Here is a 26,969-nt window from a genome sequence, read left to right on the forward strand (position 1 = left end):
CCCCGGAGCCCGCCGCGGCGGACACCGCCGGCGACCTCCCCCGGCTCGAGGCGCCCTTCGCCGAGGCGCCGCCGCGGCGCTTCGAGGGCCGCGCCTATTCCGACACGCGCTACATCGTCGGGCGCAGGGCCCACTATCCGACCGTCCGGCGGCTCGCCGCCGCCATGCGGGTGCCGATCGACCTCGCCGATGCGGTGGTGATGGTGGAGAGCGCCTACGATCCCCACGCGGTCGGCCTCGTCGACGACATCGGCCTGATGCAGGTGCGCCCGTCCATGGCGCGCCAACTCGGCTTCGACGGCACGATCCAGGATCTGTTCGAGCCGGAGACCAACATCCGTCTCGGCGTGACCTATCTCGCCGGCGCCTGGGAGCGCTCCGGCGGCAACCTGTGCCAGGCGCTGATGAAATACCGCGCCGGCTGGGACGAGACGGAGATGAGCGCCCTGTCGCTGGAATACTGCCGGCGGGCGGTGGTCCATCTCAACGCCATCGGCTCGCCGCTGGCGCGCGGGGTGACGGTGCCGGCGGGGGCGGAGACGCCGCCGCCTGGCCAGCGCTCCACCAGCCGCTTCAACTGGCAGGACCACGAGAAGCGGATCGAGCAGATCGAGCAGCGCTTCGGCGGGCAGAACTTCGGCATCATAGCTCGTGAGCCCCAGCGGCCGTAGACGCGGCGGCAGGGGCGGCTCTAGGCTCCGTCCAAATTTCAGGAGGAGCCCAGCATGCCCGTGACCACGGATGTCGAACAGGTCGTCTCGGATATCATCCGCTGGGCCTCGATCGAGAGCCCGACCTATGATGCGGCGGCCGTCAACCGGATGATGGACGAGGGCGCGCGCGACCTCGGCGTCATGGGGTTCGACATTGACCGACTGCCCGGCACCCAGGGCTTCGGCGACATCGTCATCGGCCGGCTCGCCGGCGCGGAGCCCGGTCCCGGTCTGCTCATCCTCGCCCATGTCGACACGGTCCATGCGGTGGGCACGCTCGCCGGTCCGCTGCCGATCCGCCGCGAGGGAGACCGGCTCTACGGGCCGGGCGTCACCGACATGAAGGGTGGCACGGTGCTGGCCCTGCACGTGCTCGGCAAGCTGATCCGCCAGAAGGGCGGCCAGCTTCGCCGCAGCGTCACGGTCGTGTTGATCCCCGACGAGGAGGTGGGATCGCCCTCCTCCCGCCTCACCATCGAGGCCGAGGCCGCCAAGGCCGCCCACGTCCTGGTGCCGGAACCCGGCCGCGACCATTTCGTCACCTCGGGCCGCCATGCTGTGGTCCGCTACATGATCCACGTGCACGGCCGCCCCTCCCACGCGGGTGCCGCCATCAGCCGCGGCGTGTCGTCAATCCGGGCCATGGCGCGCATCATCGAGACCATCGAGGACTGGTCGGATTACGAGCGTGGCCAGACCTTCGCGGTCGGGCGGGTCAATTCCGGCACCTGGGTCAATGTCGTGCCGGTCCTGTGCTCGGCGGAGGTGCTCTGCGTCGCCGCGACGCCGGAGGACCTCGCCGACATCGACGTCAGGCTGCGGACGCTGCGCCCGCCCTTTCCCAACACCCGCATCACCATCGAGCCGGGGCCGGTGCGCCCGCTCTTCGTCGCCGGCGAGGGCACGATGGCGCTCTATGCCAAGGCCAAGGCGATCGCCGACAGCCATGGCTATCCGATCGACCACATGCAGTCGGGCGGCGGGTCGGACGGCAACTTCACCGGCGCCATGGGCGTGCCGACGCTCGACGGCCTCGGCGTCTGGGGCGGCGGCATCCACACCAAGGAAGAATATTGCGACATCCGCTCGATCCTGCCGCGCGGCACGATCCTCGGCGGACTGATCGAGGACATCGCCGGCTGAACCGGCGCCACCGGAGAGGACCCAAGGCCATGTCGATGTTGCCCGCGCTCGAGGATGCGGACCTGTCGGCGGAGGCGGCGGCGGTGTTCGCCGACATCCGGGCGACGCGAAAGACCGATTTCGTCAACAATTTCTGGCGCGTGCTCGCCCATGATCCGGTTGCGCTGAAGCGGACCTGGGAGAGCGTGCGCCAGGTGATGGCGCCGGGCGCGCTCGATCCGCTCACCAAGGAGCTGATCTACGTCGCCGTCTCCATGGCCAATTCCTGCGAGTATTGCATCCGGTCGCACACGGCCGCCGCGCGGGCCAAGGGCATGAGCGACGCGCAGTTCATGGAGATGGTTTCCATCGTCGCCATGGCGTCCGAGACCAACCGCATGGCGCTCGCCCTGCAGGTGCCCGTGGACGAAGCCTTCAAACAGGTGTGATGGCCAGGGGCCATCACACTGTCAGGACCGGCCCTTTCCGAGGTCGCCATCCCGCCCCATTTCGTGTTTCACTATGGTTCGACGCCATCGCGCCGAAACACGGCGGGCGTTTGTGACGGGGCCGACGGGGACGAGACATGATCAACAGCCGCTCTGCCGAAATTCATGGCGCCCTCGCCCGGCCCGCACCCCTTTCCCCTCCCGGAATTCCCACCAGGATCTCGATGATGACCTCCCGGATCGGCAGCCGCCTCGCGGCCGCCAGCCTCGCCCTCGCCCTCGGCACGGGCCTCGCGCTCACTCCCGGCGTCATGCCGCGCGCCGAAGCCCGCCAGGCCATCGACCTGTCGGACCTCGCCGAGCGCGTCATGGACGCGGTGGTCAACATCTCGACCTCCTCCCGCGTCGACGCAGCGCCCGGCCAGCGCCCCGGCCCGCAGGGCCGCCGTCCGGGCCAGCCCGGCGCCCCCGGTGCTCCGGGAGGCCCGGGAAATCCCGGCCCCGGTGCCCCCTTCGACGAGCTCTTCGAGGAATTCTTCCGCCGTCGCGGCGAAAACCCGCCCGGAGGACCCAACGGCCAGCCGGCGCCGCAGCGGCGCCAGTCCTCGCTCGGCTCCGGCTTCGTCATCGACGCCAGCGGCATCGTGGTGACCAACAACCACGTCATCGACAATGCCGACGAGATCACCGTCATCTTCAACGACGGCACGCGCCTGAAGGCGGAACTGATCGGACGTGACCGCGAGATCGACGTGGCGGTACTGCGCGTGCAGCCAACCCGGCCGCTGAAGTCGGTGAACCTCGCCGATTCCGACCGGATCCGTATCGGCGAGGCGGTGATGGCCATCGGCAATCCGCTCGGCCTCGGCGGCACGGTCACCGCCGGCATCGTCTCGGCGAAGAACCGCGACATCCAGTCCGGCCCCTTCGACAACTACATCCAGACGGACGCGGCCATCAACCGCGGCAATTCCGGCGGTCCGCTGTTCAACATGGCCGGCGACGTCATCGGCATCAACACGGCGATCTTCTCGCAGACCGGCGGCAATATCGGCATCGCCTTCGCCATTCCCGCCAATACCGCCCGGCCGATCATCGCGCAGCTGCGCGAGTTCGGCGAGACGCGGCGCGGCTGGCTCGGCGTGCGCATCCAGGAGGTCACCGACGAGATTGCCGAGAGCCTCAACCTCGGCGGCCGACGCGGCGCGCTGATCGCCGGCGTCGAGCCGAACGGGCCCGCCGGCCCGGCCGGCATGAAGACCGGCGACGTGATCGTCAGCTTCGACGGCCGCGAGGTGCGCAACTCGCGCGAACTGCCGCGGATCGTCTCCGAGACCGCCGTCGGCAAGGCTGTGCCGGTCGTCGTCATGCGCGGCGGCAAGGAGGAGACGCTGACCGTCACCCTCGGCCGCCGCGAGGGGAACATCCAGCAGGCCTCCACGGGACAGCAGCCGCAGGGCCAGCCGCCGCGGCCCGCCAACCCGACCGTCTCGGCGCTGGGCCTCCAGCTCTCCGGCCTCACCCAGGAAATGCGCCAGCGCTTCCGCGTGCGCGACGACGTGCGCGGCGTGGTGGTCACGCAGGTCGACCCGAATTCGCGGGCGGCGGAACGGGCAATCCAGCCGGGCAACGTCATCCTCGAGGTGCAGAACGAGCCGGTGAACTCACCCGCCGACGTGACGCGGCGAATCCAGGCGCTGCGGGCCGAGGGGCGCAGCTCCGCGCTGTTCCTGGTGGCCAATGCGGAAGGTGATCGCCGCTTCGTGGCGCTGACGCTGCGCTGAGCGGGTTCGGACCGGCGGGCGCTGCCCGCCGGCGTCAGGCCGCGAAATCGGAGCGGCGATAGCCCTGCATGTAGAGCAGCGCGGAGAGATCCCCGTGGTCGATCCGCGCGGCCGCCGCCTCGGCGACCTTGGGCTTGGCCCTGAAGGCGATGCCGATTCCCGCCTCGCCCAGCATCGCGAGATCGTTCGCTCCGTCGCCGACCGCCATGGTCTCATGCTCCGCCAGGCCGAAGCGGGCGCGCAGCTCGACCAGCGTGTCGCGCTTCGCCTCACGGCCGAGGATCGGCTCGCGCACGGTGCCTGAGAAGCGCCCGTCCTCGACCTCGAGGATGTTGGCGCGGTTCTCGTGGAAGCCGATCATGGCGCCGATGGGCGCGGTGAAGAGCGTGAAGCCGCCGGAGACGAGGGCCGTGTAGCCGCCGCGGGCGCGCATGGTGCGCACCAGTTCCGGCCCGCCTCCGGTCAGGGTGATGCGGCGGGCGATGACGTCGTCGACCACCGAGGCCGAGAGGCCCTTGAGGAGCGCCACGCGCTCGCGCAACGCAGGTTCGAAGGCGATCTCGCCGCGCATGGCCCGTTCGGTGATGGCCGAGACATGATCCTTGAGGCCGACGAGATCGGCGAGCTCGTCGATGCATTCCTGGCCGATCATGGTGGAATCCATGTCGGCAAGGAACAGGCGCTTCACGCGCCCCGCGGCGGGCTGCACGACGACGTCGACGGCAAGCCCGCCGAGGGTAATGCGCACGGCCTCGGCGAGGGCGCGGTTGTCGGCTCCAGCCCCAGGTGCGAAAGGAATGTCGGCGGCGATGCCCTCGGCGAGAATCGCGGGTGCGTCCGCGCCGGGCAGGTGCGCGCCGGCGGCGGCCAGGACATCGGCGGTCAGGACCGGGTTTTGCGGATGGGCGATGAGGGTCGCGACGTGGGTCAAGGTGAGGTTTCCCGCGAGGGCCACAGGCCGAGGGCCGTCCTCATCGCAGGTCCGACGGCCAGCGGCAAGTCGGCGCTGGCGCTCGACCTGGCCCGCCGCTTCGGCGGCGTCGTCATCAACGCCGATTCCATGCAGGTCTACCGCGACCTGCGCATCATCACCGCTCGCCCGACCGAGGACGAGACTGCCCTCGCTCCGCACCGGCTCTATGGCACGGTAGACGCGGCCGAGACCTTCTCCGTCGGTCGATGGGTGGAGGCGGCGGCGGCCGAGATCGGCGCGGCGCGTGTCGCCGGCGCGCTGCCCGTCGTCGTCGGCGGCACGGGCCTCTATTTCCGCGCGCTGACGGCAGGCCTTTCCGCCATCCCCCCCGTCTCTCCCGAGACGCGCGAGCGTGTGCGTCGCGAGGCAGCGGGCCGCGCGCCGGCCGACCTCCATGCCGCCCTGGCGGCGAAGGACCCGGAGACGGCGGCGCGGCTGCGGCCGAGCGACCCCCAGCGCATCATCCGCGCCATCGAGGTGTTCGAGGCGACAGGGCGGCCGCTGGTCCAGTGGCAACGGGACGGACGGGAGGCGGCGGTCCTCTCAGGCTTCGATCTCGCGACGGTGTTCCTCGCCGTCGACCGCGAGCCGCTCCGGCAGAGGATCGACCGGCGCTTCGAGGCCATGATGGCCGCGGGCGCCCTCTACGAAGTGACCGCGCTCGCCGCGCGGCGGCTGGACCCTACCCTGCCGGCCATGCGGGCCCATGGCGTGCCGGGGCTCATGGCCCATCTCGCCGGGGAGGTGTCGCTCGCCGATGCGGTTGCGAGAGGACAGCGCGACACGCGCGCCTATGCCAAGCGCCAGGAGACGTGGTTTCGCAACCAGATGCCAGAGGCGCGCTGGCTGACGCCGGTCAGCGCTGCGGAAGAGCTGACGCGGTGGCTCGACGCGGACGGCGCGGCGCCGTTCCCTGCCGGGTCGTCGGCATGAAGGGCGGCGCCTCGCCGGAAGGCTGCAGCGTCGCCTCTCCGCCGGGGTCGAGCACGTGAATTTCGCCGTAGCCCTCGTCGAGGGCGACGCGGTTGCGGCCCGCGGCCTTGGCCCGGTAAAGCGCGGCATCGGCGCGGCTGAGCAGCCGGTCCATGGTCTCGCGCCCGTCCCAGGCGGCGACGCCGAAGGAACCGCTGAAGCTGATCGGGCCGTCGACATGCTCAACATCGGCCCCCGCGAGCAGTGCCCGCATGCGGCTGGCGACGCCGACCGCCTCCCCGACGCCGACATGAGGCAGGACCAGGACGAATTCCTCGCCGCCGAAACGGCCGACGAGGTCGACGTCCTCGCGCAGGCCATGGGTCAGGAGGCCGACGGTCCGGCGCAGAACGGCATCGCCGCCGGCGTGGCCGAAGCGGTCGTTGATGTGCTTGAAATGGTCGAGGTCCATGGTGATGACCGAAACCGGATGGGCATAGCGGGCAGAGCGTGCCAGCGCGTCGCGTAGGCCCTCTGTCGTCGCCCGCCGGTTCAGCGCCCCGGTCAGGCTGTCGCGCGTGGCGAGTTGGCTCAGTTCCTCCTCCAGCGCCTGGCGGCGCCGGATTTCCGCCTTCAGTGCCGCGTTGGCCTGGGCATATTCCGCCTGGGTCTGCCGCATGGCGTCCTCGGCGTTCTTGCGCTCGGTGACGTCGGCCTTGGTCACCATGAAACCATCGCCGAAGGGCACGCAGGCGATTTCGATCCAGCGGTCGGCGTCGGCGCAGGCATAGCGGGTGACGAGTTGCAGCGGCTGGCGGGTCAGCGCGACGTCGACGAAGCGGGTCCACAGGCCGCTCTCGGCAAGACCCGGGCAGAGGGTGAGGACCGGCGCCTGCAGCATGGCCTCGACCGTCTGGCCGTTCCAGTCGGCGGCCCGCTGGTTGACGGCGACGAACTCGCCGTCGACGGGAATGCCCGCGTCGTCGCGCACCAGCCGCACCGCCACGATGGCGTCGAGCGAGGCGTCCAGCACGGCGGAGAGAAGGTCGTCGCGGAACTGCCGCGGCTTGGCGATGATGACGATGACCGGCTCACCAGAGGGATCGCGGCAGGGCAGGACCAGCCTCTCCCACAGATGCACCTGGCCGGCGATGGCGCTGCGGTGCAGGGTGAGCAGAGGCTCGTCGGTGGCGAGCACGCGGTTGTTGCAGTCCCGGAAGAAGGCACCGACCGTCTCGAGGATACGGGTGCTCAGCTTGCCCGTCATATCCGTGCCGACACGCTCCACCAGCGCGCGGCCGTAGTGGGAATAGATCATGTCGCCGTCGGCGGTGGGCCGGAAGACGATCATGTCGTCGGCGATGGGGCCGAGGGTCGCCGGGTCGAATTCGGCGAACGGCACGGCCCGGGCCTGCTCGCGCAGCGCCAGCCAGTTGCCGTAGAGGCGGCGGATCGAATGGGCGTGGGCGCGCCACTCGATCCCTTTATCGAACATCTCTCGATACATGCGATCCCGTCCTGCGGGCAGTCTGTCAGCGGCCGTTTAAGGCGAGGTAAAGCTGCCGCTGCGGCACGGAAGGCCTTACGCTGGGGGAGCTGCGCCAGTTTCACGGAAGCTCGGCACGTCGAGGTGGCGGCCCTCGCGGTCGGCGAGGGCGACGAAGTCGCGGGCGAGGATCTCGGAAAACGTGCCGGGGTCGCGGATCACCATCTGTCGGCCGCGGTCGGTGATGAAGAGCACGAAGCCGGCGCCGACCTGGAGACGCAGGAAGTCGACGAGGAGCGCCGAGGCCTTCCACAGGAAGGGCCGCGCGGGGTCGACGAAGACGAAGATCACCTTCTCCACGGGGTCGCGGTGAAAATAGGCGCCGCAATCGAGGGGATGGGGAATGCGGTTGCGCTCGGGGGCGTTGGCGAGACGGGCCGTCAGATAGGCGCAGGCATAGGCCGAGCAGGCCGCCGGTCGCTCCGGCCGGCCGTGGATGGAGCATCCGCCGTCGGCGATGTGCACACAGGGCCGGTAGGCGGGTTTCGCGAGCGCCTCGATCTGCGGCAGCACGCAGCAATAGGTGCAGGTGCGGCAATGGGAGACGCGGTCGCCGGCCTCCTTGCGCCGCTTGGCCTGCCCCATCTCAGCCCCTCTGGCCTTCCTTCACGGCGGCGAGGAGCGCCTTCTGAATCGGCTCGTTGCCGGCGCAGATGGTGCCGTTCAGCATCATGTTGTCGTGGCCGTCGCAGTCGGTGACGAAGCCGCCGGCCTCGCGGATCAGCACGATGCCGGCCGCCATGTCCCAGGGATGGACGCCGCGCTCCCAGAAACCGTCGAACCGGCCGGCAGCGACATAGGCGAGGTCGAGGGCACAGGCGCCCATGCGGCGGATGCCGGCGAAGCGCGACTGGACGACCTTCAGCTCGTTGCGGAACTGGACATGGTCGCCGCGGGCGATGTGGGGGATGCCGCCGCCGACGACGCTGTCCTCGGGCTTGGTGCGGGCGGAGACGCGCAGGCGGCGGTCGTTGAGGAAGGCGCCCGTGCCGCGCTCGGCGACGTAGAGCTCGTCGTTGGCGGGGTTGTAGATGACGCCAGCCACCGGCACGCCGTTGCGCTCGAGGCCGATGGAGACGGCGAACTGGGGAATGCCGTGGAGGAAGTTGGTGGTGCCGTCGAGGGGGTCGACGATCCAGGTGTGGGTGGAGTCGGTGCCCTCGATCTTGCCGCCCTCCTCACCGATGAAGCCGTAGCCGGGGCGGGCCTTCATGAGCTCGGTCATGACGATCTGCTCGGCCTTGCGGTCGGCGGCGGAGACGAAGTCGGCCGGCCCCTTCATCGAGACCTGCAGATGCTCGACCTCGCCGAAGTCGCGCTTGAGGCTGCGGCCGGCCTTCAGGGCGGCGCCGACCATGACGTTGAGAAGGGCGGAACGGAGCATATCGAACTTTCGGCTGGCTTTCGGGGGGTCATGCCCGCGCGGCGCGTCATGGTCAAGCGGCGAGCAGCGGCAACCGTCAGCGCAACCACTCGCGGGCGCCCCGTTCGGCGGCGTCCCGCTGCACCGGATCCATGCTCTTGACGAATTCCTGCAACCAGCCGTCGGGGGCGCCGAGCATGTGGGCGGTCATGTGCCACTGCGCCGCCTTCTGCGGGTCGGGGGCGGTGCCGCGGCCGGCGGCGAGCAGGCGGGCGTAGCGGTTCATCGCCAGGGGATTGCCCCGGAGGGCGGCCTTGCGGAACAGGGCTGCGGCGCGGGCCTCGTCCTTGGGCAGGCCCTGGCCGTTGAAGACCATGACGGCGAAGTCGATCTGCGCCTCGAGCAGGTCCTGCGCCGCGGCGCGGCCCATATAGGCGGCGGCGCGCGGCAGGTCGGCCGGCACCCCGTTGCCGTCCTTGAGCAGCACCGCGAAGGCATACTGGGCATCGGCGCTGCCGAGGTCGGCCGCCTTCTGGAACCATTGTGCCGCCGCGGCGGGGTCTCGCTGGCCGCCCTCGCCGCCGAGGGCGAGCAAACCGAGATTGTAGGCGGCGGCGATATGGCCGAGGCCCGCGGCCCGCTCGAAGAAGGGCTTTGCCAGGGCAGGGTCCCGCGCCTGGCCGGCACGACCGTCGACATGCATCATGCCCAGCGCGAAAATGGCGTTGCGGTCCCCGCGTTCGGCGGCGAGCCGATACCACCCGAGCGCCCGCTCCTCGTTCTGCGGAATGCCGATGCCGGCGCTGTGCAGCTCGGCCAGCAGCGTCATGGAGACGGGATCGGCGAGGCTCTCGACCCGCTCGGTCGCCTCGCGGAAGGCGGTCAGGTAGTGACCGCGCTGATAGGCCGCATAGGCCGAATCCGCCGTCGGCGGGCCGGGCTGAATGATCGTGGCGGCAGGTGGCGTCGTGGCGGCAGGCGGCGTCGGGGCTGGCGCGGCGGGGCGCGCCGGCCGCGTCTGCCCAAAGGCCGGCGCGGCAGCGAAGGCCACCACAAGACAGGCCGCGAGCGCCCGGCGGCTCATGCCGCGGCTCCGGCACGGATCAGGGCGAGCGCGGTCCCGACCGCTGCGGCCGGGCCCTCCGGGTGGTCCCAGACCGGCTCGCCGAGGGCGACGAAATCGGCGCGGGCGCGCGCCAGGGCCTCGACCCCGGCGATATCAGGGGCGAAGCCGACGACGGGAACCTGGAAGACCTCCGCCCACCAGGCGACCCGCTCGACCACGGCGTGGAAGGGCGGAAGGACGCCGTCCCTTTCCGCATAGCGCGAGGATTGCGCCTCGCCGAACATGACGTAGTCGGCCCCCGCCTCGCCGGCTGCCATGGCGTCGTCCTTGGATTTCAGGCCGCCGACGCCGACCATCCGCTGCGGGGCAAGCCGCGAGACCGCTTCGGCGAGGGTCTCGGCGGCAAAGCGCAGGTGGATGCCGTCGGCCCCGCCGCGGGCCACCGCCTCGACGGAGGCCTCGGCCATGAGGGCAGCGCCACCCTTCTGCGCCACCGGCGCGAGGACCTTGATGCGGTTGACGAGCGTGCGCTCGTCGCAGGGGGCGAAACGGGCAATGACGGCCGCCACCGGTCCTGCGGCCAGGGCGCCGGCGAGGATCGGCACAAAGCCCTCCGGGTCCTCCAGGAGGGGCGTCACCAGGACGAGTTGGGTCTCGACGGGATCGGGATTTCTGCTGTCGCGCATCGTGCGGCACCCTAGCGGGGAAAGCGGCGAAAAAACGGAAGTCAGGTTGCAAACCGACGCAGGATCGACATCGTTTGGAAATATCGAGGCGCGAGCCTTGCTTCCATGCGACCATCGCGCCGGGAAATCAACCGAGGCGGCGGAGCATCCGCCTGCCTAATCCTCTGCCGTCCAACGACAGGATCATCATGATGCGCTCCACTACCCCGCTGCGGATTTCCGCCGTCCTCCTGTTCGCGATGGGAACGAGCGCCCTGGCCGGCCCTGCCGACGACCTGTCGCGGGCCGCCGTGGGCGCGCTCCCGGCGCTGCAGATGGGAGGCGCGGCCGTCGGCGAGGCGCGCGACGAGGGCGGCAACGCGGTCCTCGTCAACGTCACCTTCTCCTCGACAGGCTCGACGCCCATTGGCGTCAGGATCGGCCGGGCGACGATCACCGGCGCGCCGGCCGCTGACGGGACCCTCGCCAATGCCCGGGTCCTCCTCGAGGACGTGGAAGGCACGGGCGCCGACGGCCACGGCTACAAGCTGGCGCGGGCGGAGATGCAGGGGGCCCAGGGGTCGCTCGCCGCCATCTTCGGCAGCTTCGCCACCCAGGCGCCGCTGTTGCAGCCCGCCAACGAGGGCACCGCCACCGGTTTCTCGGCGCAGTCGGTCGCCGCCCGTGACCTCGTCGTTACCCAGCCGCGGCAGAACCGGCAGCAGACGGTGCGTTACGCCGAGATCGCCCTCAACGGATACCAGCGCGGCCGGGTCGCCGAGCTGACCGTGCGGTCGACGCAGGCCGCTCCCAGCGATGGCCAGCCCGGGCCCGCCGCCTCCGCCGCCAGCATCCGCCTGACCGGCCTCGACACGGTGGCGGCGGTCAGGACTTCCGGCGCCGCAGGCGTGTGGATGGAGAGCGGGGTCGTCGAAGGCATCAGCATCGCCTCCCCGCGCCCCGGCGCACCGCCCTTCGCCATCGCCCGCATTGCCATGGGCAAGGTGTCGCTGCGGCCCGGCGCGCAGTCGATCACGGCGCTGACGGAGAGCATGCAGGCGCTCGGCCCGGCCCAGGACGAGGCCTCGCGCCGCCGCCAGGCGGGCCTTGCGGCCGAGTTCATCGAACGCTTCGACATGGAGCGGTTCGAGCTCGCCGGCGTCAGCGGCCAGTCCGAAGAGGGCCGGCCCTTCCGCATGGAGCGCTTCGTCTTCTCCGGCCTCTCCCAGGGCCGGCTGGCGTCGGTCTCCGTCTCCGGGGTCTCGGCCTCCTCCCGTGACGGACACGACACGACCATCGGCCAGGTCACGGTGGAGGGAATCGACGCCTCGGGCCTCCTCGCCTTCGGCAAGGAATTCGCCGCCGGCCGCGTTCCCCCCGGCCAGACCATGCCGCCGCAGGCCTTCCCGCACGCGACGCGGATCCTGTTCGAGAACATCGACGTCAAGCAGACCGGCAGCAACCAGCAGCTCGCCAAGGTCGGCCGCTTCGAGGTGGAGAGCGGCCCGCGGGTCGGCCTCATGCCCTCGCGCCTGCGCGGCCGTCTGACCGGCTTCGAGGCGCCGATCACCAACGCCCGGCAGCGCGCCCAGCTCGCTCCGCTCGGCCTGACCGAGCGCCTCAATCTCGGTGCCGAACTGGAGATCGAGTATGTCGAGACCGCCAGGGAGCTGCGCATGCGCACCTTCAACGTCGAGGTGGACGACGTCGGCTCGCTCAACCTCGTGATGACGGTCGGCGGGCTCGACCGGGCGCAGATCGAGGCGCTGCCCGGCAGCGCAGCGGTGCTCGGCCTCTCGGCCAAGGCCGGCGGCATCACGCTGACCTATACCGAGGACGGGGGCGTGGCGAACTTCATCAGCCATCTCGCCGGCCAGACGGGCATGAGCGAGGACGACTTCAAGGAGCAGATCAAGACGCAGGCGGGCGCCCTGGTCGGCCAGTTCATCCAGGACCGGGCCGTGGCCGCGCAGATCACCGAGGCCTTCGGCGAGTTCCTCGACGATCCGACCTCCCTCGCCGTGACGCTGACGCCGAAGGGCGACATCCCGCTCGCCGCCCTCGCGGTGGCGCTGCGCGGCTCGCCTTTCGCGGCCATGCCGATGTTCAACATCGCGGTGAAGGCGAACGAGTAGCGAGCGGCCCGCGACCGCTGGTCTGCGCGCACACTGCACATCGTCATTCCCGGGCCCGTCCCGGGCATGACGAACCATCCTGATGGTTTCGTCGGCGCGCCGGGGCCTCGCCCCAAACGAAAACGGGGAGGCTCGCGTCTCCCCGTTCCGCATTCCGTCCGTGCTAGCGATCAGGCGATCTTCGGGTCGAGCTCGCCCTTGGCGTAGCGCTTCGCCATGTCGGCGAGGGTCACGACGCGCTTGATCTTGGATGCCTGGCCGGCGGTGTTGAACTCCTGCAGGCGCTGCTTGCAGAGAGCGGTCATCGCCTCCATGGCGGGCTTGAGATACTTGCGCGGGTCGAACTCGCCCGGGCTCTCCGACAGCACCTTGCGGATCTGGCCGGTCATGGCCATGCGATTGTCGGTGTCGATGTTGATCTTGCGGACGCCGTGCTTGATGCCGCGCTGGATCTCCTCGACCGGGACGCCCCAGGTCGGCTTCATCTGCCCGCCGAACGTGTTGATGATGTCCTGCAGCTCCTGCGGCACGGAAGACGACCCGTGCATGACGAGGTGGGTGTTCGGCAGTTTCTGGTGGATTTCCTCGATGATGTTCATCGCGAGGACCTTGCCGTCCGGCTTGCGCGTGAACTTGTAGGCGCCGTGCGAGGTGCCCATGGCGATGGCGAGGGCGTCGACCTTGGTCTCCTTGACGAACTTCACGGCCTCGTCGGGGTTGGTGAGGAGCTGGTCGTGGGAGAGCTTGCCCTCGGCGCCGTGGCCGTCCTCGGCCTCGCCCATGCCGCTCTCGAGGGAACCCAGCACGCCGAGCTCGCCCTCCACCGAGATGCCGCCGAGATGGGCCATCTCGGTGACCTTCCGCGTCACGCCGACATTGTAGTCCCAGTCACCGGGGGTCTTGCCGTCAGCCTTCAGCGAGCCGTCCATCATGACGGAGGTGAAGCCGGCCTGGATGGCGGTCATGCAGGTCGCCGGCTCGTTGCCGTGGTCGAGATGCACGCAGACCGGGATGTGCGGATAGATCTCGGTGACCGCGTCCATCATGTGCTTGAGCATGATGTCGTTGGCGTAGGAACGCGCGCCGCGCGAGGCCTGGATGATGACCGGCGCATCGACGGCATCGGCGGCCGTCATGATCGCCAGCGCCTGCTCCATGTTGTTGATGTTGAAGGCGGGCACGCCGTAGTCGTTTTCGGCGGCGTGGTCGAGCAGCTGACGGAGGGTGATGCGGGCCATGGGCGGTTTCCATCCTGACGTTCGTGAACGAAGGGTTGGGACCCTCTAGCGCAAGGACGCGACCAAAAAAAGCCGTCTCCCCCGACTTTCAGGGGCCCGCGGCGATGGGCCGGGGCGTGGGAACAGGCGCGCTGCGCGGCGCGTTGGAACTGACCGCCGGCGCCGGGGTCCGCTCGTCCATCAATGCCCGCGCCCTCTCCAGCACCAGCCGCTGCACCGCCGGATGGGTGGCGAGCAGGGCATGGTTCGCCATGAAGGCGCCGGACTGCCACGCATCGACGTTCTCGGCGCCCTCGACCTTCGGAAAACCGGGGCTGAAATAGTTGATGCAGCGGGGCACGGGACAGGGCGGCGAGCCGAAGGCGGCGTCGATGGTGATGACGACCGGGGCGGGCTTGCCCGCCTCCACCATCGCGCGGGCATGGCGCAACGCCGAGGTCCCGCCCATCGAATGGCCCACGAGGAGGACGGGCTCCTCGATGGCGGTGCGGGTCATCAGGTGGGTGTCGACGGCGGCGCGGTAACCGAGCCGCTCCAGCAGCGGCGCCAGGGCCGAGACGCCGACATAGGCCTGGTGCACGTAGATGAACAGGCCGTCGAGGAGCAGAACCGTCGGCCGGGCATCGCCGGCGCGAGCGGGGGCCGCCGCCAGCAGCACACTCAGGATCAACAGCCAGGCGCGGCCATCCGGCTTCTTCATCGACCTCGTCCTCCGCAAGCCCCCTGCCCGCTTCGCGACGATACGTCCCGTCAGGTCCTCAGCACGTCGACGCCCGGCAGCGGCTTGCCCTCGAGCCATTCGAGGAAGGCGCCGCCGGCGGTCGACACGTAGGTGAAGCGATCCGCCGCGCCAGCCTGGTTGAGCGCGGCGACCGTGTCGCCGCCGCCCGCCACCGAGACGAGATGGCCGGCGCGGGTCAGCTCGGCGGCCGCCTCGGCCACGGAGACCGTGCCGTTGTCGAAGGGCTCCAGCTCGAAGGCGCCGAAGGGACCGTTCCAGACCAGGGTCTTCGCCCGACCGAGGATGGAGACGACGTGCTCGACCGATTTCGGGCCGATGTCGAGGATCATCTCGTCGGCGGCGACCTCGTCGATGCCGCAGACGCGGTGGGCGGCATTGGCCTTGAAGTCCTTCGCGCAGACGACGTCGACGGGAAGGACGATGCGGCAGCCGTTCTTCGCCGCCTCCGCCACGATGGCGCGGGCGGTGTCGAGCAGGTCGTGCTCGCAGAGCGACTTGCCGACCGGCTTGCCCTCGGCGGCGAGGAAGGTGTTCGCCATGCCGCCGCCGATGACGAGGAAATTCACCTTCTTCGACAGGTTGCCGAGGAGGTCGAGCTTGGTGGAGACCTTGGCGCCGCCGACGACGGCTGCGACCGGGCGCTCCGGCTTCTCCAGCGCCCGGGTCAGGGCATCGAGCTCGGCCTGCATGGTCCGGCCGGCATAGGCGGGCAGGACATGGCCGAGACCCTCGGTGGAGGCATGGGCGCGGTGGGCGGCGGAGAAGGCGTCGGCGACGAAGATGTCGCCGTTGGCGGCGAGCGCCTTGACGAAATCGGGCTCGTTCTTCTCCTCGCCCTTGTGGAAGCGGGTGTTCTCGAGCACCAGGATCTCGCCCGGCTTGATGGCGGCGACGGCCTTCTCGGCCACCTCACCGATGCAGTCGGCGGCGAAGGCCACTGGACGCTTCAGCACGTCGGCGAGAGCCGGCACGACCACCTTCAGCGACTGGGAGGGATCGACACCCTTCGGCCTGCCGAAATGGGCGAGGATGATGACCTTGCCGCCACGGTCGGCGATGTCGGTCAGCGTCGGCACGATGCGCTCGAGACGGGTCAGGTCCGAGACCTTGCCGTCTTCCATGGGAACGTTGAGGTCGACGCGGACGAGGACGCGCTTTCCTGCGAGATCGGCATCGTCGAGGGTGCGGAAGGTCATGTCGGTCGGCCTGCAGGATGAGATGTGGACGAAACGCGCCTCACTGTCGTCATGCCCGGCTTATGGCGGGCATCCAGGACTGACCTGACGCGCCGTGGCCAGGTCCGTGGATGGCCGGGCCAGGCCCGGCCATGACGCGGTTGGAAAAGTCCGGCGCAAGGCGGCGAGCCGCCGGGCACGGGACACGAAGAGGGCCGCACAGGGCGGCCCTCGCCGTCAGATCAGCTTCGCGAGGGCGACGGCGGTGTCGCTCATGCGGTTCGAGAAGCCCCACTCGTTGTCGTACCAGGACAGCACGCGCACGAACTTCTCGTCCATGACCTTGGTCTGGTCGAGGGCGAAGATGGACGAGTGCGGGTCGTGGTTCATGTCGATGGAGACGTTCGGCTGATCGGTGTAGCCGAGGATGCCCTTCAGCGGACCGCGCCTGGCAGCCTTCAGGATGGCCTCGTTGACCTTCTCGACCGTCGTCTTGCGCTTGGCGATGAACTTGAAGTCCACCACCGACACGTTCGGGGTCGGCACGCGGATCGAGGTGCCGTCGAGGCGGCCCTTGAGCTCGGGAATGACGAGGCCGATGGCCTTGGCGGCGCCGGTGGAGGTCGGGATCATCGACAGCGCCGCGGCGCGGGCGCGGTAGAGGTCCTTGTGCATCGTGTCGAGCGTCGGCTGGTCGCCGGTATAGGCGTGGATCGTCGTCATGAAGCCCTTGTCGATGCCGCAGGCCTTGTGGAGCACCGCGACGACCGGGGCGAGACAGTTGGTGGTGCAGGAGGCGTTGGAGACGACGACGTGCTCCTTGGTCAGCTGCTCGTGGTTCACGCCGTAGACGACGGTCATGTCGGCGCCGTCGCAGGGGGCGGAAACGAGCACGCGCTTGGCGCCGGCCTTGAGGTGGGCGGCGGCCTTGTCGCGGGTCGTGAAGATGCCGGTGCACTCCATCGCCACGTCGACGTTGAGGGCCTTGTGCGGCAGCTCGGCCGGATCCTTGATGGCCGTGACCTTGATGCGCTTGCCGGCGACGATGATCGTGTCCCCGTCGACCGAAACCTCTGCCGGGAAGCGGCCGTGGACCGAATCGAAGCGCAGCAGATGGGCGTTGGTCTCCACCGGCCCGAGGTCGTTGATGCCGACCACCTCGATGTCCTTGCGCTTGCCCTCGACGATGGCACGCAGGACGTTGCGGCCGATGCGGCCGAAACCGTTGATGAACACGCGGGTGGTCATGGAATTCCTCTCCTTCATGCGGCCCGCGTCATCCCGAGCGGCCCGTTCAGCGGGGCGGGCGCCGCGATTTGGCGCCCAATCACGTCAATCCCAAGGCGAAATCAGCCGATACGCGCCAGAATGGCCTCGGCGGTGGCCTCCGGCGTAATGCCGAAATGCTTGTACAGTTCCTTGTAGGGCGCCGAGGCGCCGAAGCCGGTCATGCCGACGAAGATGCCGTCATGGCCGATGACGGCATCCCAGCCCATGCGAACGCCCGCCTCGATCGCGACTTTCACCGGAGCGTCGCCGATCACCGTCTCGCGGATCTCGGCGGACTGCTCGAGGAAGAGGTCGAGCGAGGGGACGGAGACGACGCGGGCGATGATGCCCTTCTCGGCGAGGAGCTTGCGGGCGCCGACGGCGACCTCGACCTCGGAGCCGGTAGCGAACAGCGTCACCTGGGCCTTGCCGCCCTCGGCCTTGAAGAGCTCATAGGCGCCGGCGGCCGAACGGTTCGCCTTCACCTCGGTGCGCAGCTGCGCCAGGTTCTGGCGGGTGAGCGCCAGGGTCGTCGGCCCGTCGATGCGGTTCAGCGCCAGTTCCCAGCACTCGGCGACCTCGACCGCGTCGCAGGGACGGAAGACGCGCATGTTGGGCATGGCGCGGAGCGCCGCGACGTGCTCGACCGGCTGGTGGGTCGGGCCATCCTCGCCGAGGCCGATGGAATCGTGGGTCATCACGTAAACGACGCCGGTGCCCATCAGCGCCGAGAGGCGCATGGCCGGGCGGCAATAGTCGGTGAAGACCAGGAAGGTGGCTCCGTTCGGCGCGAAACCGCCGTGCAGCGCGATGCCGTTCATCGCGGCGGCCATGCCGTGCTCGCGGATGCCGTAGTGGATGTACCGGCCCTTGGGGTTCTTGGCCGAGAAGGCCACAGCCGACTTGGCCTTGGTGTTGTTCGAGCCGGTGAGGTCGGCGGAGCCGGCGAGGAATTCCGGCATGGCCGGCACGATGGCCTCGATGGCGAGCTCGGAGGACTTGCGGGTGGCGATGTGCTGGGGGGTGGCCAGCAGCGCCTTCTTGTGGGCGGCGAGCGCCTTGGCAAGCTTGGCCGGCCGCTCGTGGGTGAGGCGGCGGTTGAACTCGGCCTGCTTCTTCGGCGGCAGGGTGCCGAACAGTGATTCCCAGGTCTTGCGCGCCGCCGCGCCACGGGCGCCGATCTTGCGCCAGGCCTCCAGCACGTCCGGGGCGACGGCGAAGGGCTCGGGGGAGATGCCGAGCTTCTCCTTGGCGGCCTTCAGCTCGTCGGCGCCGAGCGGCTCGCCGTGGGCCTTGGAGGTGCCGGCCTTCTTCGGCGCGCCGTAACCGATGACGGTCTTGCAGGCGATGAGCGAGGGCTTGCCGGACTTCTGCGCGCGCTCGATGGCGGCGCCGATGGCCTCGGGATCATGGCCGTCGACGCGCTCGGCGCGCCAGCCGGCGGCCTGGAAGCGCTTCACCTGGTCGACGGAGTCGGCGATGGAGAGCGGGCCGTCGATGGAGATGTCGTTGTCGTCGAAGAGCACGATGAGCTTGTTCAGCTTCCAGTGCCCCGCCATGGCGATGGCTTCCTGGCTGATGCCCTCCATCAGGTCGCCGTCGGAGGCGATGACGTAGGTGTAGTGGTCGACCGCCTTCCTGCCGAACTCGGCGGCGAGCATCTTCTCGGCCAGCGCCATGCCGACGGCGGTGGCGATGCCCTGGCCGAGCGGACCCGTGGTGGTCTCGACGCCCTTGGTGATGAAGTTCTCGGGATGGCCCGGCGTCTTCGAGCCGAGCTGGCGGAAGTTCTTGATCTCGTCGAGCGTCATCTCGGGCGCGCCGGTGAGATAGAGGAGCGCATAGACGAGCATGGAGCCGTGGCCGGCGGAGAGCACGAACCGGTCGCGGTCAGGCCAGGTGGGATGGGCCGCGTCGAACTTCATGAAGCGCGAGAACAGCACCGTCGCGATGTCGGCGGTGCCCATCGGCATGCCCGGATGGCCGGACTTGGCCTTCTCCACCGCATCCATGGCGAGGGTGCGGATGGCGTTGGCCAGTTTGTCGTGCTGGGCGCGCGGCAGGACGTCGGTGGGCATCGAAGCGACTCCTTGCGTCGCCGCCTCGGCGGAAAACGGCGCGCATGCGATGGAAACTCGCCCGGAGTCGTGCACCGGGCCGTCGGGCCGGTGTCCTACCAGCGACGGCCCCCGAGTCAATGGCCCGATCGGCAGGATCGGCCTGCCGAATGGCTCGCGGGGGCCCGGAACGCCTTTCATCCGAGCAGCGACGGTGGCGTTGACGCTGTTCGACCGGCTCGCGTAGGTTCCCAGCCGGCCCGCCGGCGCCTGATGGCGCGAGGGGCAGGCCCTCTCAGACGAAGCAGGACCGAGCTTGGGACCCACGACAGGCCCATCACGCCTCGAAACGGCGGCCTCCCGGTTGAAAACGGCGCTCGCCGCGCTGGAGACGGCGGTCGCCCGCAAGCTGGAGAACGACCGCCAGCAGGTCGTCGTCCACAAGCAGGTGGAGGCGTTGCAGGCGGACCGCTCCCGTCTCGCCGAGGATCTCGACCGGTCGGCCGACCGCGTCGCCGGCCTCGAATCCGTCAACCGCGAGGTGGCGCGCCGGCTCGACCTGACCATGGACGCCATCCGCGGCGTTCTGTCCCGCTACGAGAGCTAAGATCCGCCATGGCGCATGTCTCGGTGACGATCAACGGCCGGTCCTTCCGCATGGCCTGCGACGACGGGCAGGAGGACCACCTGCTGCGGCTCGCGGCGGAGGTGAACGGCAAGGTCGACCAGCTGAAGGGCGCCTTCGGCGAGATCGGCGACACCCGCCTCACCGTGATGGCGGCCATTATGGTGGCCGACGAACTCGCCGACACCCGCCGCCGCCTGAAGGCCGCCGAGACCGAACTCGCCGCCCTTCGCGAGGCGCGCGCCGTCATCGTCGAGCGCGCCGACCAGCGCGAGGCTCTGCTGGCCCATACGCTGGACGATGCCGCGGCATCGATCGAGCGCCTCACCTCGCAGCTCACTGGTCTCTCCAAGCCGGCAACCTGATACCGGACAGGCGTTTCGGGCCTCCCGACGCGCGCCCGGAGAGCCTTTGCGCACGCGCCGGCATGTTGCGTGGACCTTGCCGGGTGTCTAAACCGATCGCTGTCTCCGTCTTCATCCGGCCCAGGACATGACTCGCCCACCGCACTCAGACCAGCCGGTGCCCGACCATCCGGATCCCGAGATGGGACTGGATCTGGTCGCCGCCCCTCCTGAACAGCGCCGCGTGAGATGGGGCGACGTCATCGCCATCCCCGAACCGGGCACGGGAGCCGAGCCGCGGATCGAGGCGCGTGTTCTGATGTATCCCGACAAGTCGCGGTTCTTCGTCTCCTACCCCTCGGGCAAGGAGGAGATCCTGTCGGCTGCGCAGTTCGTCGCCCTGGTGCTGGAACTGAAGCGCTCCCACCGCTTCACCTTCGACCGCAAGCGGAGCTGAGGCGCCGCGGCGCTTGTCGCGCGGTGCCATTTCCTGTATTGCCCCCACATTCGGCAGATCGGCTCCAGGTCGGACCTGCCGGCATCGTGTGGCGGATGACCTCCGCCCGGGCCGGACGCCAAGCGTCCCCGCCCGCCTCGCGTCCTCGCCGTGGCCCCCGACGGGCCGCCGCCTCAGGACGGGGTCCGCTGCCGGCTCCGGCGCGATCGGCCTGATAACACATCCAAGCCGCCTTCCGCCTGGGTTGCGCCCGCGAGCCGTCTTCGGCCGCGTCCGGACGCGATTTCAAGCCCCTCGTCCGGTCCATGTGGAACCGGCGGCCATCTTTAACCCCGGCGCATCAACGGGCTGACCAAGGACGAACAACGTATGGCAAGCGCCAACAGCATGAACCCCTCCCGCGACGATTTCGCCGCGCTCCTGACCGAGAGCTTCGGTACGACCGAGATGAACGAAGGTTCCGTGGTGAAGGGAACCGTCGTCGGGATCGAGAAGGATCTCGCCATCATCGACGTGGGCCTGAAGACCGAGGGCCGCGTCGCCCTGAAGGAATTCACCGGCCCCGGCCGCGAAGGCGACATCAAGATCGGCGACGTCGTCGAGGTCTATCTCGAGCGCATCGAGAACGCCCTGGGTGAAGCCGTCATCTCGCGCGACAAGGCGCGCCGCGAGGAAAGCTGGGTCAAGCTCGAGAAGGCGTTCAACGCCAACGAGAAGGTCACCGGCACGATCTTCAACACCGTCAAGGGTGGCTACACCGTCGATCTTGACGGCGCCGTGGCCTTCCTGCCGCGCAGCCAGGTCGACATCCGCCCGATCCGCGACGTCGGCCCGCTGATGAACTCGCCGCAGCCGTTCCAGATTCTGAAGATGGACCGTCGCCGCGGCAACATCGTCGTGTCCCGCCGCACGGTTCTCGAAGAGACCCGCGCCGAGCAGCGTCACGAGCTCGTGCAGAACCTCGAAGAGGGTCAGGTCATCGACGGCGTGGTGAAGAACATCACCGACTACGGCGCCTTCGTGGACCTCGGCGGCATCGACGGCCTGCTGCACGTCACCGACATCGCCTGGCGCCGCGTCAACCATCCGTCCGAGGTGCTGACGATCGGCCAGACCGTGAAGGTCAAGATCGTCAAGATCAACCACGAGACGCACCGCATCTCGCTGGGCATGAAGCAGCTCCTGGACGATCCGTGGCAGGGCATCGAGGCCAAGTACCCGATCAACGCCAAGTTCAAGGGCCGCGTCACCAACATCACCGACTACGGCGCCTTCGTGGAGCTGGAGCCGGGCATCGAGGGCCTCATCCACGTCTCCGAGATGAGCTGGACCAAGAAGAACGTCCATCCGGGCAAGATCGTCTCCACCTCCCAGGAGGTCGAGGTTTCGGTGCTCGAGGTCGACAGCTCCAAGCGGCGCATCTCGCTGGGTCTCAAGCAGACCCTGCAGAACCCGTGGGAGGCCTTCATCGAGAAGTACCCGATCGGCGCCGTCGTCGAGGGCGAGGTCAAGAACAAGACCGAGTTCGGTCTGTTCCTGGGTCTCGAGGGCGACGTGGACGGCATGGTCCACCTCTCCGACCTCGACTGGAACCGTCCGGGCGAGCAGGTCATCGAGGAGTTCAAGAAGGGCGACATCATCCGCGCCCAGGTCCTCGACGTCGACGTGGAGAAGGAGCGCATCTCGCTCGGCCTGAAGCAGGTCGGCGGCGATCCCTTCGCCGACGCCGGCGAGATCCGCAAGGGTCAGATCGTCACCTGCGAGGTCGTCGAGGTGAAGGAAGGCGGCATCGACGTGAAGCTCGTCGGCACCGACCTGACGGCCTTCGTGAAGCGCAACGAGCTGGCGCGCGACCGTGCCGACCAGCGCCCGGAGCGTTTCGCCCCCGGCGAGAAGCTCGACGCCCGCGTCACCATGTTCGACCGCAAGGCCCGCAAGGTCCAGGTGTCGATCAAGGCGCTGGAAGTGGCCGAGGAGAAGGAAGCCATGGCCCAGTTCGGCTCGGCCGACTCGGGCGCTTCGCTCGGCGACATCCTGGGCGCCGCCCTCAAGGCGCGCACCGGCGACAAGAAGTAAGCCTGACGGCCGGCGGGACACCCGCCGGTCTTCACGGCCCCGACATGAGAACGGCCGCCCGATCCGGGCGGCCGTTTTCGTTTGCGCAAGGGGATGAGGAACGAGGCTTCAGAGGCTCGCCATCAGCCGCGTGACGCGGTGGGAATAGGAGGTGCGGGAGCAGGCAGAGGCGAGGCCCCGGTTGTGCAGGGCGGCAGCCCCTGCCACCGAGCCGCAGCGCTTGTAGGCGACCGCGAGGTGCCGCATGCCCCATTCGAGGCCGGCGCCGCAGGAGTTCAGCGCCGAGGCCGGTCCGCTGTAGCCGAGGCCCCGGGCGGTGGCCGGCTTGATCTGCAGCGGGCCGAGCTCCCCTGCCCGTCCGCGGGCCTGGCAGCGCATGTTGCTCTCGATCCGCGCCACGGCGAGAGCGAGGCCCGCCGGCACGCCGTGACGGGCGGCGACCTCGGTGATGCGGCGGCGGATGGAGGTCATCTCCGAGGCCACGGCGGGGGCCGCGTCCGCAGCGGGAGCTGCGGCACTGCCGGCCACCGGCTGCGAAACCTGCCCGCTGGCATAGAGCGTGGCCCAGCTCGCATTCGCGCGGTCGACGTCATTGGCGAGGGCGGGAGCTGAAAGCAACAGCGACATCACGCCAGCAACGGCTGCATAGCGAACGGGGATGCGAAACGCTTTCGCGCTTGTTTCAATCATGGTTTTTTGTTGTCCTAAGTAAGATCAGCCGTCCTGATGCAACAGGCAACGACTATCGGAACCTCATCCCGCACCGAATGCGTCAACATGTGACGGCGAAGCGTGCATATCCGTGGGATGAGCGTTGGCAGGGCGCTTATAAACACCAGATTGCTGCGGCGCAATAAACTTGTATTTCAGAGTCTGTCAGCTCGCTGGAACGGGTTGCGGCTGCGGCCCGCCGCCGCTAATCGGTGGGGCTGGACAGGAGATGCCCATGGCGACGTTGAAGGTTGCGATCGTTCCGGTCACGCCGTTCGAGCAGAACTGTTCGATCGTCTGGGACGCCGACACGATGAAGGCGGCCATCGTCGACCCCGGCGGGGACCTGCCGCGCATCCAGGGCGCGATCGCCGACCTCAAGGTGACGCCGGAGAAGATCCTCCTGACTCACGGCCACATCGATCATGCCGGCGGGGCCGCCGAACTCGCCGAGCTGCTGTCGATCCCGATCGAGGGCTCGCACGAGGACGACGCGCCGCTCCTGGCGAACCTCACCGCCCAGGCGCAGCGCTTCGGCCTGCCCGGCGTGCGACCGGTGACGCCGACCCGCTGGTTGAAGGAGGGCGACACCGTGACGGTCGGCGGCCTGACCTTCGACGTGTTGCACGTGCCTGGCCATGCGCCGGGCCATGTCGTCTTCGTCCACGCGCCGTCGGAGTTCGCACTGGTCGGCGACACGGTCTTCCAGGGCTCGGTGGGGCGCACGGACCTGCCGGGCGGCGACCACGACCTGCTCATCCGCGGCATCAAGGAGAAGATCCTGCCGCTCGGCGACGACTTCACCGTGCTGCCTGGCCACGGCCCGGCGACGACGCTGGAGCGCGAGCGGAAAACCAATCCGTTCCTGCAGTAGGACAATCTGCCGCTGGACATTGGGCCGCCTGCCACTACATCGGGGAACGGGTGGCGTCGCGAGACGGCCGTTAAGGGTTTCTCCCGATGTCCGGCGACATATTCCGGATACACGGCCTCTGCTAGGTGGCTGATGATGGGCGCGGAGACTTCGCGCCGGAACGCGTGGCGAGAGCGCTCTTGATCAAGAACATCGTTGAATTCCTGCGCGACCGGATCGGCTTCAAGAAGATCCTGCTCGTGGTCGCGGTGGCGATGCTGGCGACCGCCGGCTACGTTCTCTTCACGAAGCTCCGGGTGATCGACTGGTCCAAGGTCTGGGAGGCGATCGGCCAGATCGGACCCGGGACCCTCCTGCTCGCCGGCTTCTTCGCCGCCGCCGCCTATGCGACGCTGACCGTCTACGATTATTTCGCCACACGCACGATCGGCCGCGAGGACATCCCCTATCCCGCCTGCGCCATCGGGTCCTTCACCAGCTATTCCATCGCCCACAACCTCGGCGCCACCGTCTTCACCGCTGCCGTGGTGCGTTATCTCGTCTATTCCCGCTACAAGATCACCGGCCCGCAGGTGGTGAAGATCTGCTTCATCGCCGGCCTAACGTTCTGGCTCGGCAACGCCACCGTGCTCGGTCTCGGCTTCGTTCTGGAGCCCTGGGTGGTGACGCCGGTGGTGGAGCCCTTCGGCATCGGCGGCGGCACGGTGCGCATCGTCGGCGTGGTGGTTTTGGCGGCCCTGGTGGGCTGGCTGATCTTCGTGTCGGTGCCGCGCCAGTTCGGCTCGGGTGCCTGGGTGGTCAAGCTGCCGAGCGCCAAGCTGACCGGCCTGCAGATGGTCATCGGCATCGTCGACCTCTCCTGCACGGCGATGATCCTCTACGTGCTGCTGATGGCCATGCCCAACGCGCCGCCGGCGCCCTTCGTCGCGGTGGCGGTGATCTTCTGCTCCGCCATGCTGCTGGGGTTCGCCACCCACGCGCCGGGCGCGGCGGGCGCCTTCGAGGCGACGCTGCTGGTGGCCCTGCCGCCGCTCGGCTTCACCGCCGAGGCGGTGGTCGCCGCCTTCATCCTGTTCCGCCTCTACTACTTCATCGTCCCCTTCATTCTGGCGCTGCTGATCATCGCGATCCGCGAGCTGGCGAGCGGCCACAACTCCCTCGACCACCTGAAGGAGAGCATGGCCGTCATCCGCCAGGCGGAAGCCAGCCAGGAGGCCGCCAAGGCGGCCAAGGCGCGCCCGGCCGAATAGCCGTTTACGCCGCCGGCGACGGCCGCTAGAAGCCGGGGCGACCCAACTCGGGAGCCTCGCCATGGTCCGCATCCTCGTCTTCTCGGGCTCCATCCGGTCGGGGTCCTTCAACACCCGCCTCGCCGCGGCCGCCGCCTCCGAGCTTGGCCGGCTGGACGCGGACGTGTCACTGATCTCCCTCGCCGACTATCCGCTGCCGCTCTATGACGGGGACCTCGAGGCCTCGGACGGCATTCCCGAAGCGGCCCTGAAGCTGAAGCGGCAGTTCTGCGCCCATCAGGGCATCTTCATCGCCGGGCCGGAATACAATGCCGGGGTCACGCCGCTCCTGAAGAACGCCATCGACTGGGTGAGCCGGGTGAAGGAGGCGGGCGAGAAGCCGCTCGCCGCCTATCACGGCCGCGTCTTCGCCCTCGGTTCGGCTTCGCCCGGGGGCTATGGCGGCTTCCGCTCGCAGATGGCGACGCGGCAGGTGCTGGAGATCGGCTGCGGCGCCCTCGTCATTCCCGAAAGCTGCGCCGTCGCGAGCGCCCACCAGGCCTTCAACGAGGACGGCACCCTGAAGGACGAGCGGACCCGCGGCATGCTGAAGGCGTGCTGTGACTCGCTCGTCGCCAAAGCCCGGAGCCTCGTGTGATGTCGTATTCCCCGTCCGCCGATCCCCGCGACAAGCTCTTCGTCGCGCTCGACCTGCCGAGCCTCGGGGAGGCCGAGCGGCTCGTCTCGCTGCTCGGCGACACGGTGACGCACTACAAGATCGGCTATCGCCTCGGCTATTCCGACGGCATCGGCTTCGGGCGCGAACTCGCCGCCTCCGGCAAGACGATCTTCTTCGACCTCAAGCTGCACGACATCGACAACACCGTGCGCGAGGGTGTCGAGGCCATCGCGCGCACGGGCGCGCATTACCTCACCGTCCACGCCTACCCGCAGACCATGCGCGCGGCGGTGCAGGGGCGAGGCGGCTCCGGCCTGAAGATCCTGGCGGTGACCATCCTCACCTCGTGGAACGACGTCGATTGCGCCGAGGCGGGCTATGCCGGCACGGTCGCGACCCTCGTCCCGCAGAAGGCGCAGCAGGCGGCCGCCATCGGCATCGACGGCATCGTCTGCTCGGCCCAGGAGACCACCAACCTCAGGGCCATCGGCATCCCCGCGAAGGTGGAGCTCGTGACGCCGGGAATCCGTCCCGCCGGTGCCGACGGCGGCGACCAGAAGCGAGTCGTCACGCCCGAGGATGCGATCCGCGGCGGGGCCGACCGGCTGGTGGTCGGACGCCCCATCACGGCGGCCGCCGATCCGGCCGCCGCCGCACGCGAAATCGTGAATGCCATCGATGGGGCACTGCGGTCATTGCGTGTTAACGTTTAGCGTCACATATAGCGTGGCAGTGCGCGTTCAACCGAGCCTCCCGTGCCCGTTC

General features: G+C 69.2%; 26 protein-coding genes. 14 read left to right on the top strand and 12 right to left on the bottom strand.

The genetic code is table 11. The features are described 5' to 3' along the window. The 4 genes from ACT6XY_RS05795 to ACT6XY_RS05810 all read left to right on the top strand — a co-directional run. A partial coding sequence (locus ACT6XY_RS05795) for a lytic transglycosylase domain-containing protein (RefSeq protein WP_444747385.1) occupies positions 1-671 on the top strand: 671 nt, incomplete at its 5' end. A gap of 54 nt (positions 672-725) precedes the next feature. Further along, the gene (locus tag ACT6XY_RS05800; RefSeq protein ID WP_444747386.1) at positions 726-1,856 is read left to right on the top strand and encodes a M20/M25/M40 family metallo-hydrolase; all 1,131 of its coding nucleotides are present in this window, start codon (positions 726-728) and stop codon (positions 1,854-1,856) included. Positions 1,857-1,885: 29 nt separating this feature from the next. Continuing rightward, entirely contained in the window at positions 1,886-2,284 is a 399-nt protein-coding gene (locus tag ACT6XY_RS05805) for a carboxymuconolactone decarboxylase family protein (protein ID WP_444747387.1), read from the top strand. A gap of 227 nt (positions 2,285-2,511) precedes the next feature. Then, positions 2,512-4,068, top strand: coding sequence for a Do family serine endopeptidase (locus ACT6XY_RS05810; RefSeq protein ID WP_444747388.1), 1,557 nt, complete (start codon positions 2,512-2,514; stop codon positions 4,066-4,068). 34 nt (positions 4,069-4,102) lie between these two features. On the opposite strand, the gene serB is transcribed toward ACT6XY_RS05810, so the two are convergent. After that, a complete protein-coding gene (gene serB, locus ACT6XY_RS05815; protein ID WP_444747389.1) occupies positions 4,103-4,999 on the bottom strand; it encodes a phosphoserine phosphatase SerB in 897 nt (298 codons plus the stop codon). On the opposite strand from serB, the gene miaA reads away from it, so the two are divergent. Further along, positions 4,991-5,974, top strand: coding sequence for a tRNA (adenosine(37)-N6)-dimethylallyltransferase MiaA (gene miaA, locus ACT6XY_RS05820; RefSeq protein ID WP_444747390.1), 984 nt, complete (start codon positions 4,991-4,993; stop codon positions 5,972-5,974). The genes serB and miaA overlap by 9 nt on opposite strands. Here the strand turns inward: miaA and ACT6XY_RS05825 are convergent. The 5 genes from ACT6XY_RS05825 to ACT6XY_RS05845 all read right to left on the bottom strand — a co-directional run bounded on the left by ACT6XY_RS05825 (position 5,898) and on the right by ACT6XY_RS05845 (position 10,614). Continuing rightward, positions 5,898-7,460: a diguanylate cyclase gene (locus ACT6XY_RS05825; RefSeq protein WP_444747391.1), complete on the bottom strand. Its 1,563-nt coding sequence runs from the start codon at positions 7,458-7,460 to the stop codon at positions 5,898-5,900. The genes miaA and ACT6XY_RS05825 overlap by 77 nt on opposite strands. Positions 7,461-7,535: 75 nt before the next feature. Further along, positions 7,536-8,084 (bottom strand): hypothetical protein, encoded by a 549-nt coding sequence (locus tag ACT6XY_RS05830; RefSeq protein ID WP_444747392.1) that lies wholly within the window; start codon positions 8,082-8,084, stop codon positions 7,536-7,538. Position 8,085: 1 nt separating this feature from the next. Then, entirely contained in the window at positions 8,086-8,883 is a 798-nt protein-coding gene (locus tag ACT6XY_RS05835; RefSeq protein WP_444747393.1) for an inositol monophosphatase family protein, read from the bottom strand. 76 nt (positions 8,884-8,959) lie between these two features. Beyond that, on the bottom strand, positions 8,960-9,946 hold the full coding sequence (locus ACT6XY_RS05840; protein ID WP_444747394.1) for a tetratricopeptide repeat protein: 987 nt from the start codon (positions 9,944-9,946) through the stop codon (positions 8,960-8,962). Next, positions 9,943-10,614: a thiamine phosphate synthase gene (locus tag ACT6XY_RS05845; RefSeq protein WP_444747395.1), complete on the bottom strand. Its 672-nt coding sequence runs from the start codon at positions 10,612-10,614 to the stop codon at positions 9,943-9,945. Before ACT6XY_RS05845 ends, ACT6XY_RS05840 begins: the two co-directional genes overlap by 4 nt. A gap of 191 nt (positions 10,615-10,805) precedes the next feature. Here ACT6XY_RS05845 and ACT6XY_RS05850 point away from each other — a divergent pair, with 191 nt between their 5' ends. Then, a complete protein-coding gene (locus ACT6XY_RS05850; RefSeq protein ID WP_444747396.1) occupies positions 10,806-12,728 on the top strand; it encodes a hypothetical protein in 1,923 nt (640 codons plus the stop codon). A gap of 170 nt (positions 12,729-12,898) precedes the next feature. Here the strand turns inward: ACT6XY_RS05850 and fba are convergent, their stop codons facing one another. From fba to tkt, 5 genes are all read right to left on the bottom strand, one after another. Continuing rightward, on the bottom strand, positions 12,899-13,966 hold the full coding sequence (gene fba / locus ACT6XY_RS05855) for a class II fructose-bisphosphate aldolase (RefSeq protein WP_444747397.1): 1,068 nt from the start codon (positions 13,964-13,966) through the stop codon (positions 12,899-12,901). An 88-nt stretch (positions 13,967-14,054) separates the two neighbouring features. Further along, positions 14,055-14,666: a hypothetical protein gene (locus ACT6XY_RS05860; protein WP_444747398.1), complete on the bottom strand. Its 612-nt coding sequence runs from the start codon at positions 14,664-14,666 to the stop codon at positions 14,055-14,057. A gap of 50 nt (positions 14,667-14,716) precedes the next feature. Continuing rightward, a complete protein-coding gene (locus ACT6XY_RS05865) occupies positions 14,717-15,904 on the bottom strand; it encodes a phosphoglycerate kinase (protein WP_444747399.1) in 1,188 nt (395 codons plus the stop codon). 216 nt (positions 15,905-16,120) lie between these two features. Beyond that, positions 16,121-17,131 (bottom strand): type I glyceraldehyde-3-phosphate dehydrogenase, encoded by a 1,011-nt coding sequence (gene gap, locus ACT6XY_RS05870; RefSeq protein WP_444747400.1) that lies wholly within the window; start codon positions 17,129-17,131, stop codon positions 16,121-16,123. Between the two features lie 101 nt (positions 17,132-17,232). After that, positions 17,233-19,230 carry a transketolase gene (tkt, locus tag ACT6XY_RS05875; protein ID WP_444747401.1) on the bottom strand — a complete coding sequence of 666 codons (1,998 nt, stop codon included), beginning with the start codon at positions 19,228-19,230 and terminating at the stop codon, positions 17,233-17,235. Between the two features lie 295 nt (positions 19,231-19,525). Between tkt and ACT6XY_RS05880 the strand changes: the two genes are divergently transcribed. The 4 genes from ACT6XY_RS05880 (at position 19,526) to rpsA (ending at position 22,711) form a co-directional block, all read left to right on the top strand. Beyond that, complete coding sequence (locus ACT6XY_RS05880; protein WP_444747402.1) at positions 19,526-19,816, top strand: DUF4164 domain-containing protein; 291 nt, start codon at positions 19,526-19,528, stop codon at positions 19,814-19,816. Positions 19,817-19,824: 8 nt separating this feature from the next. After that, entirely contained in the window at positions 19,825-20,199 is a 375-nt protein-coding gene (locus ACT6XY_RS05885) for a cell division protein ZapA (RefSeq protein WP_444747403.1), read from the top strand. A gap of 181 nt (positions 20,200-20,380) precedes the next feature. Further along, complete coding sequence (locus ACT6XY_RS05890) at positions 20,381-20,635, top strand: hypothetical protein (protein ID WP_444747404.1); 255 nt, start codon at positions 20,381-20,383, stop codon at positions 20,633-20,635. Between the two features lie 369 nt (positions 20,636-21,004). Next, positions 21,005-22,711 carry a 30S ribosomal protein S1 gene (rpsA, locus tag ACT6XY_RS05895; protein WP_444747405.1) on the top strand — a complete coding sequence of 569 codons (1,707 nt, stop codon included), beginning with the start codon at positions 21,005-21,007 and terminating at the stop codon, positions 22,709-22,711. 108 nt (positions 22,712-22,819) lie between these two features. On the opposite strand, the gene ACT6XY_RS05900 is transcribed toward rpsA, so the two are convergent. Continuing rightward, positions 22,820-23,329 carry a transglycosylase SLT domain-containing protein gene (locus ACT6XY_RS05900; protein ID WP_444747406.1) on the bottom strand — a complete coding sequence of 170 codons (510 nt, stop codon included), beginning with the start codon at positions 23,327-23,329 and terminating at the stop codon, positions 22,820-22,822. Positions 23,330-23,651: 322 nt separating this feature from the next. On the opposite strand from ACT6XY_RS05900, the gene ACT6XY_RS05905 reads away from it, so the two are divergent. The 4 genes from ACT6XY_RS05905 (at position 23,652) to pyrF (ending at position 26,917) form a co-directional block, all read left to right on the top strand. Further along, positions 23,652-24,296, top strand: a complete 645-nt coding sequence (locus tag ACT6XY_RS05905; RefSeq protein ID WP_444747407.1) for an MBL fold metallo-hydrolase — start codon at positions 23,652-23,654, stop codon at positions 24,294-24,296. Between the two features lie 179 nt (positions 24,297-24,475). Further along, complete coding sequence (locus ACT6XY_RS05910) at positions 24,476-25,546, top strand: lysylphosphatidylglycerol synthase transmembrane domain-containing protein (RefSeq protein ID WP_444747408.1); 1,071 nt, start codon at positions 24,476-24,478, stop codon at positions 25,544-25,546. Positions 25,547-25,607: 61 nt separating this feature from the next. Beyond that, on the top strand, positions 25,608-26,183 hold the full coding sequence (locus ACT6XY_RS05915) for an NADPH-dependent FMN reductase (protein WP_444747409.1): 576 nt from the start codon (positions 25,608-25,610) through the stop codon (positions 26,181-26,183). Beyond that, entirely contained in the window at positions 26,183-26,917 is a 735-nt protein-coding gene (gene pyrF, locus ACT6XY_RS05920; RefSeq protein ID WP_444747410.1) for an orotidine-5'-phosphate decarboxylase, read from the top strand. The genes ACT6XY_RS05915 and pyrF overlap by 1 nt, the downstream gene beginning before the upstream one ends. Positions 26,918-26,969 lie beyond the last annotated feature (52 nt).

The sequence above is a fragment of the Phreatobacter sp. genome, from assembly GCF_052440005.1.
Classification (GTDB): domain Bacteria; phylum Pseudomonadota; class Alphaproteobacteria; order Rhizobiales; family Phreatobacteraceae; genus Phreatobacter.

What these genes read in the sequence shown, in the direction of transcription:
- tkt (WP_444747401.1), bottom strand. Translation starts at nt 19,230, where the DNA reads ATGCCCACCGACGTCCTGCCGCGCGCCCAGCACGACAAACTGGCCAAC.
- ACT6XY_RS05800 (WP_444747386.1), top strand. Translation starts at nt 726, where the DNA reads ATGCCCGTGACCACGGATGTCGAACAGGTCGTCTCGGATATCATCCGC.
- gap (WP_444747400.1), bottom strand. Translation starts at nt 17,131, where the DNA reads ATGACCACCCGCGTGTTCATCAACGGTTTCGGCCGCATCGGCCGCAAC.
- ACT6XY_RS05840 (WP_444747394.1), bottom strand. Translation starts at nt 9,946, where the DNA reads ATGAGCCGCCGGGCGCTCGCGGCCTGTCTTGTGGTGGCCTTCGCTGCC.
- rpsA (WP_444747405.1), top strand. Translation starts at nt 21,005, where the DNA reads ATGGCAAGCGCCAACAGCATGAACCCCTCCCGCGACGATTTCGCCGCG.
- pyrF (WP_444747410.1), top strand. Translation starts at nt 26,183, where the DNA reads ATGTCGTATTCCCCGTCCGCCGATCCCCGCGACAAGCTCTTCGTCGCG.
- ACT6XY_RS05810 (WP_444747388.1), top strand. Translation starts at nt 2,512, where the DNA reads ATGACCTCCCGGATCGGCAGCCGCCTCGCGGCCGCCAGCCTCGCCCTC.
- ACT6XY_RS05860 (WP_444747398.1), bottom strand. Translation starts at nt 14,666, where the DNA reads ATGAAGAAGCCGGATGGCCGCGCCTGGCTGTTGATCCTGAGTGTGCTG.
- fba (WP_444747397.1), bottom strand. Translation starts at nt 13,966, where the DNA reads ATGGCCCGCATCACCCTCCGTCAGCTGCTCGACCACGCCGCCGAAAAC.
- ACT6XY_RS05845 (WP_444747395.1), bottom strand. Translation starts at nt 10,614, where the DNA reads ATGCGCGACAGCAGAAATCCCGATCCCGTCGAGACCCAACTCGTCCTG.
- ACT6XY_RS05905 (WP_444747407.1), top strand. Translation starts at nt 23,652, where the DNA reads ATGCCCATGGCGACGTTGAAGGTTGCGATCGTTCCGGTCACGCCGTTC.
- ACT6XY_RS05915 (WP_444747409.1), top strand. Translation starts at nt 25,608, where the DNA reads ATGGTCCGCATCCTCGTCTTCTCGGGCTCCATCCGGTCGGGGTCCTTC.
- ACT6XY_RS05805 (WP_444747387.1), top strand. Translation starts at nt 1,886, where the DNA reads ATGTCGATGTTGCCCGCGCTCGAGGATGCGGACCTGTCGGCGGAGGCG.
- ACT6XY_RS05885 (WP_444747403.1), top strand. Translation starts at nt 19,825, where the DNA reads ATGGCGCATGTCTCGGTGACGATCAACGGCCGGTCCTTCCGCATGGCC.
- ACT6XY_RS05825 (WP_444747391.1), bottom strand. Translation starts at nt 7,460, where the DNA reads ATGTATCGAGAGATGTTCGATAAAGGGATCGAGTGGCGCGCCCACGCC.
- ACT6XY_RS05830 (WP_444747392.1), bottom strand. Translation starts at nt 8,084, where the DNA reads ATGGGGCAGGCCAAGCGGCGCAAGGAGGCCGGCGACCGCGTCTCCCAT.
- ACT6XY_RS05890 (WP_444747404.1), top strand. Translation starts at nt 20,381, where the DNA reads ATGGGACTGGATCTGGTCGCCGCCCCTCCTGAACAGCGCCGCGTGAGA.
- ACT6XY_RS05850 (WP_444747396.1), top strand. Translation starts at nt 10,806, where the DNA reads ATGCGCTCCACTACCCCGCTGCGGATTTCCGCCGTCCTCCTGTTCGCG.
- ACT6XY_RS05835 (WP_444747393.1), bottom strand. Translation starts at nt 8,883, where the DNA reads ATGCTCCGTTCCGCCCTTCTCAACGTCATGGTCGGCGCCGCCCTGAAG.
- ACT6XY_RS05865 (WP_444747399.1), bottom strand. Translation starts at nt 15,904, where the DNA reads ATGACCTTCCGCACCCTCGACGATGCCGATCTCGCAGGAAAGCGCGTC.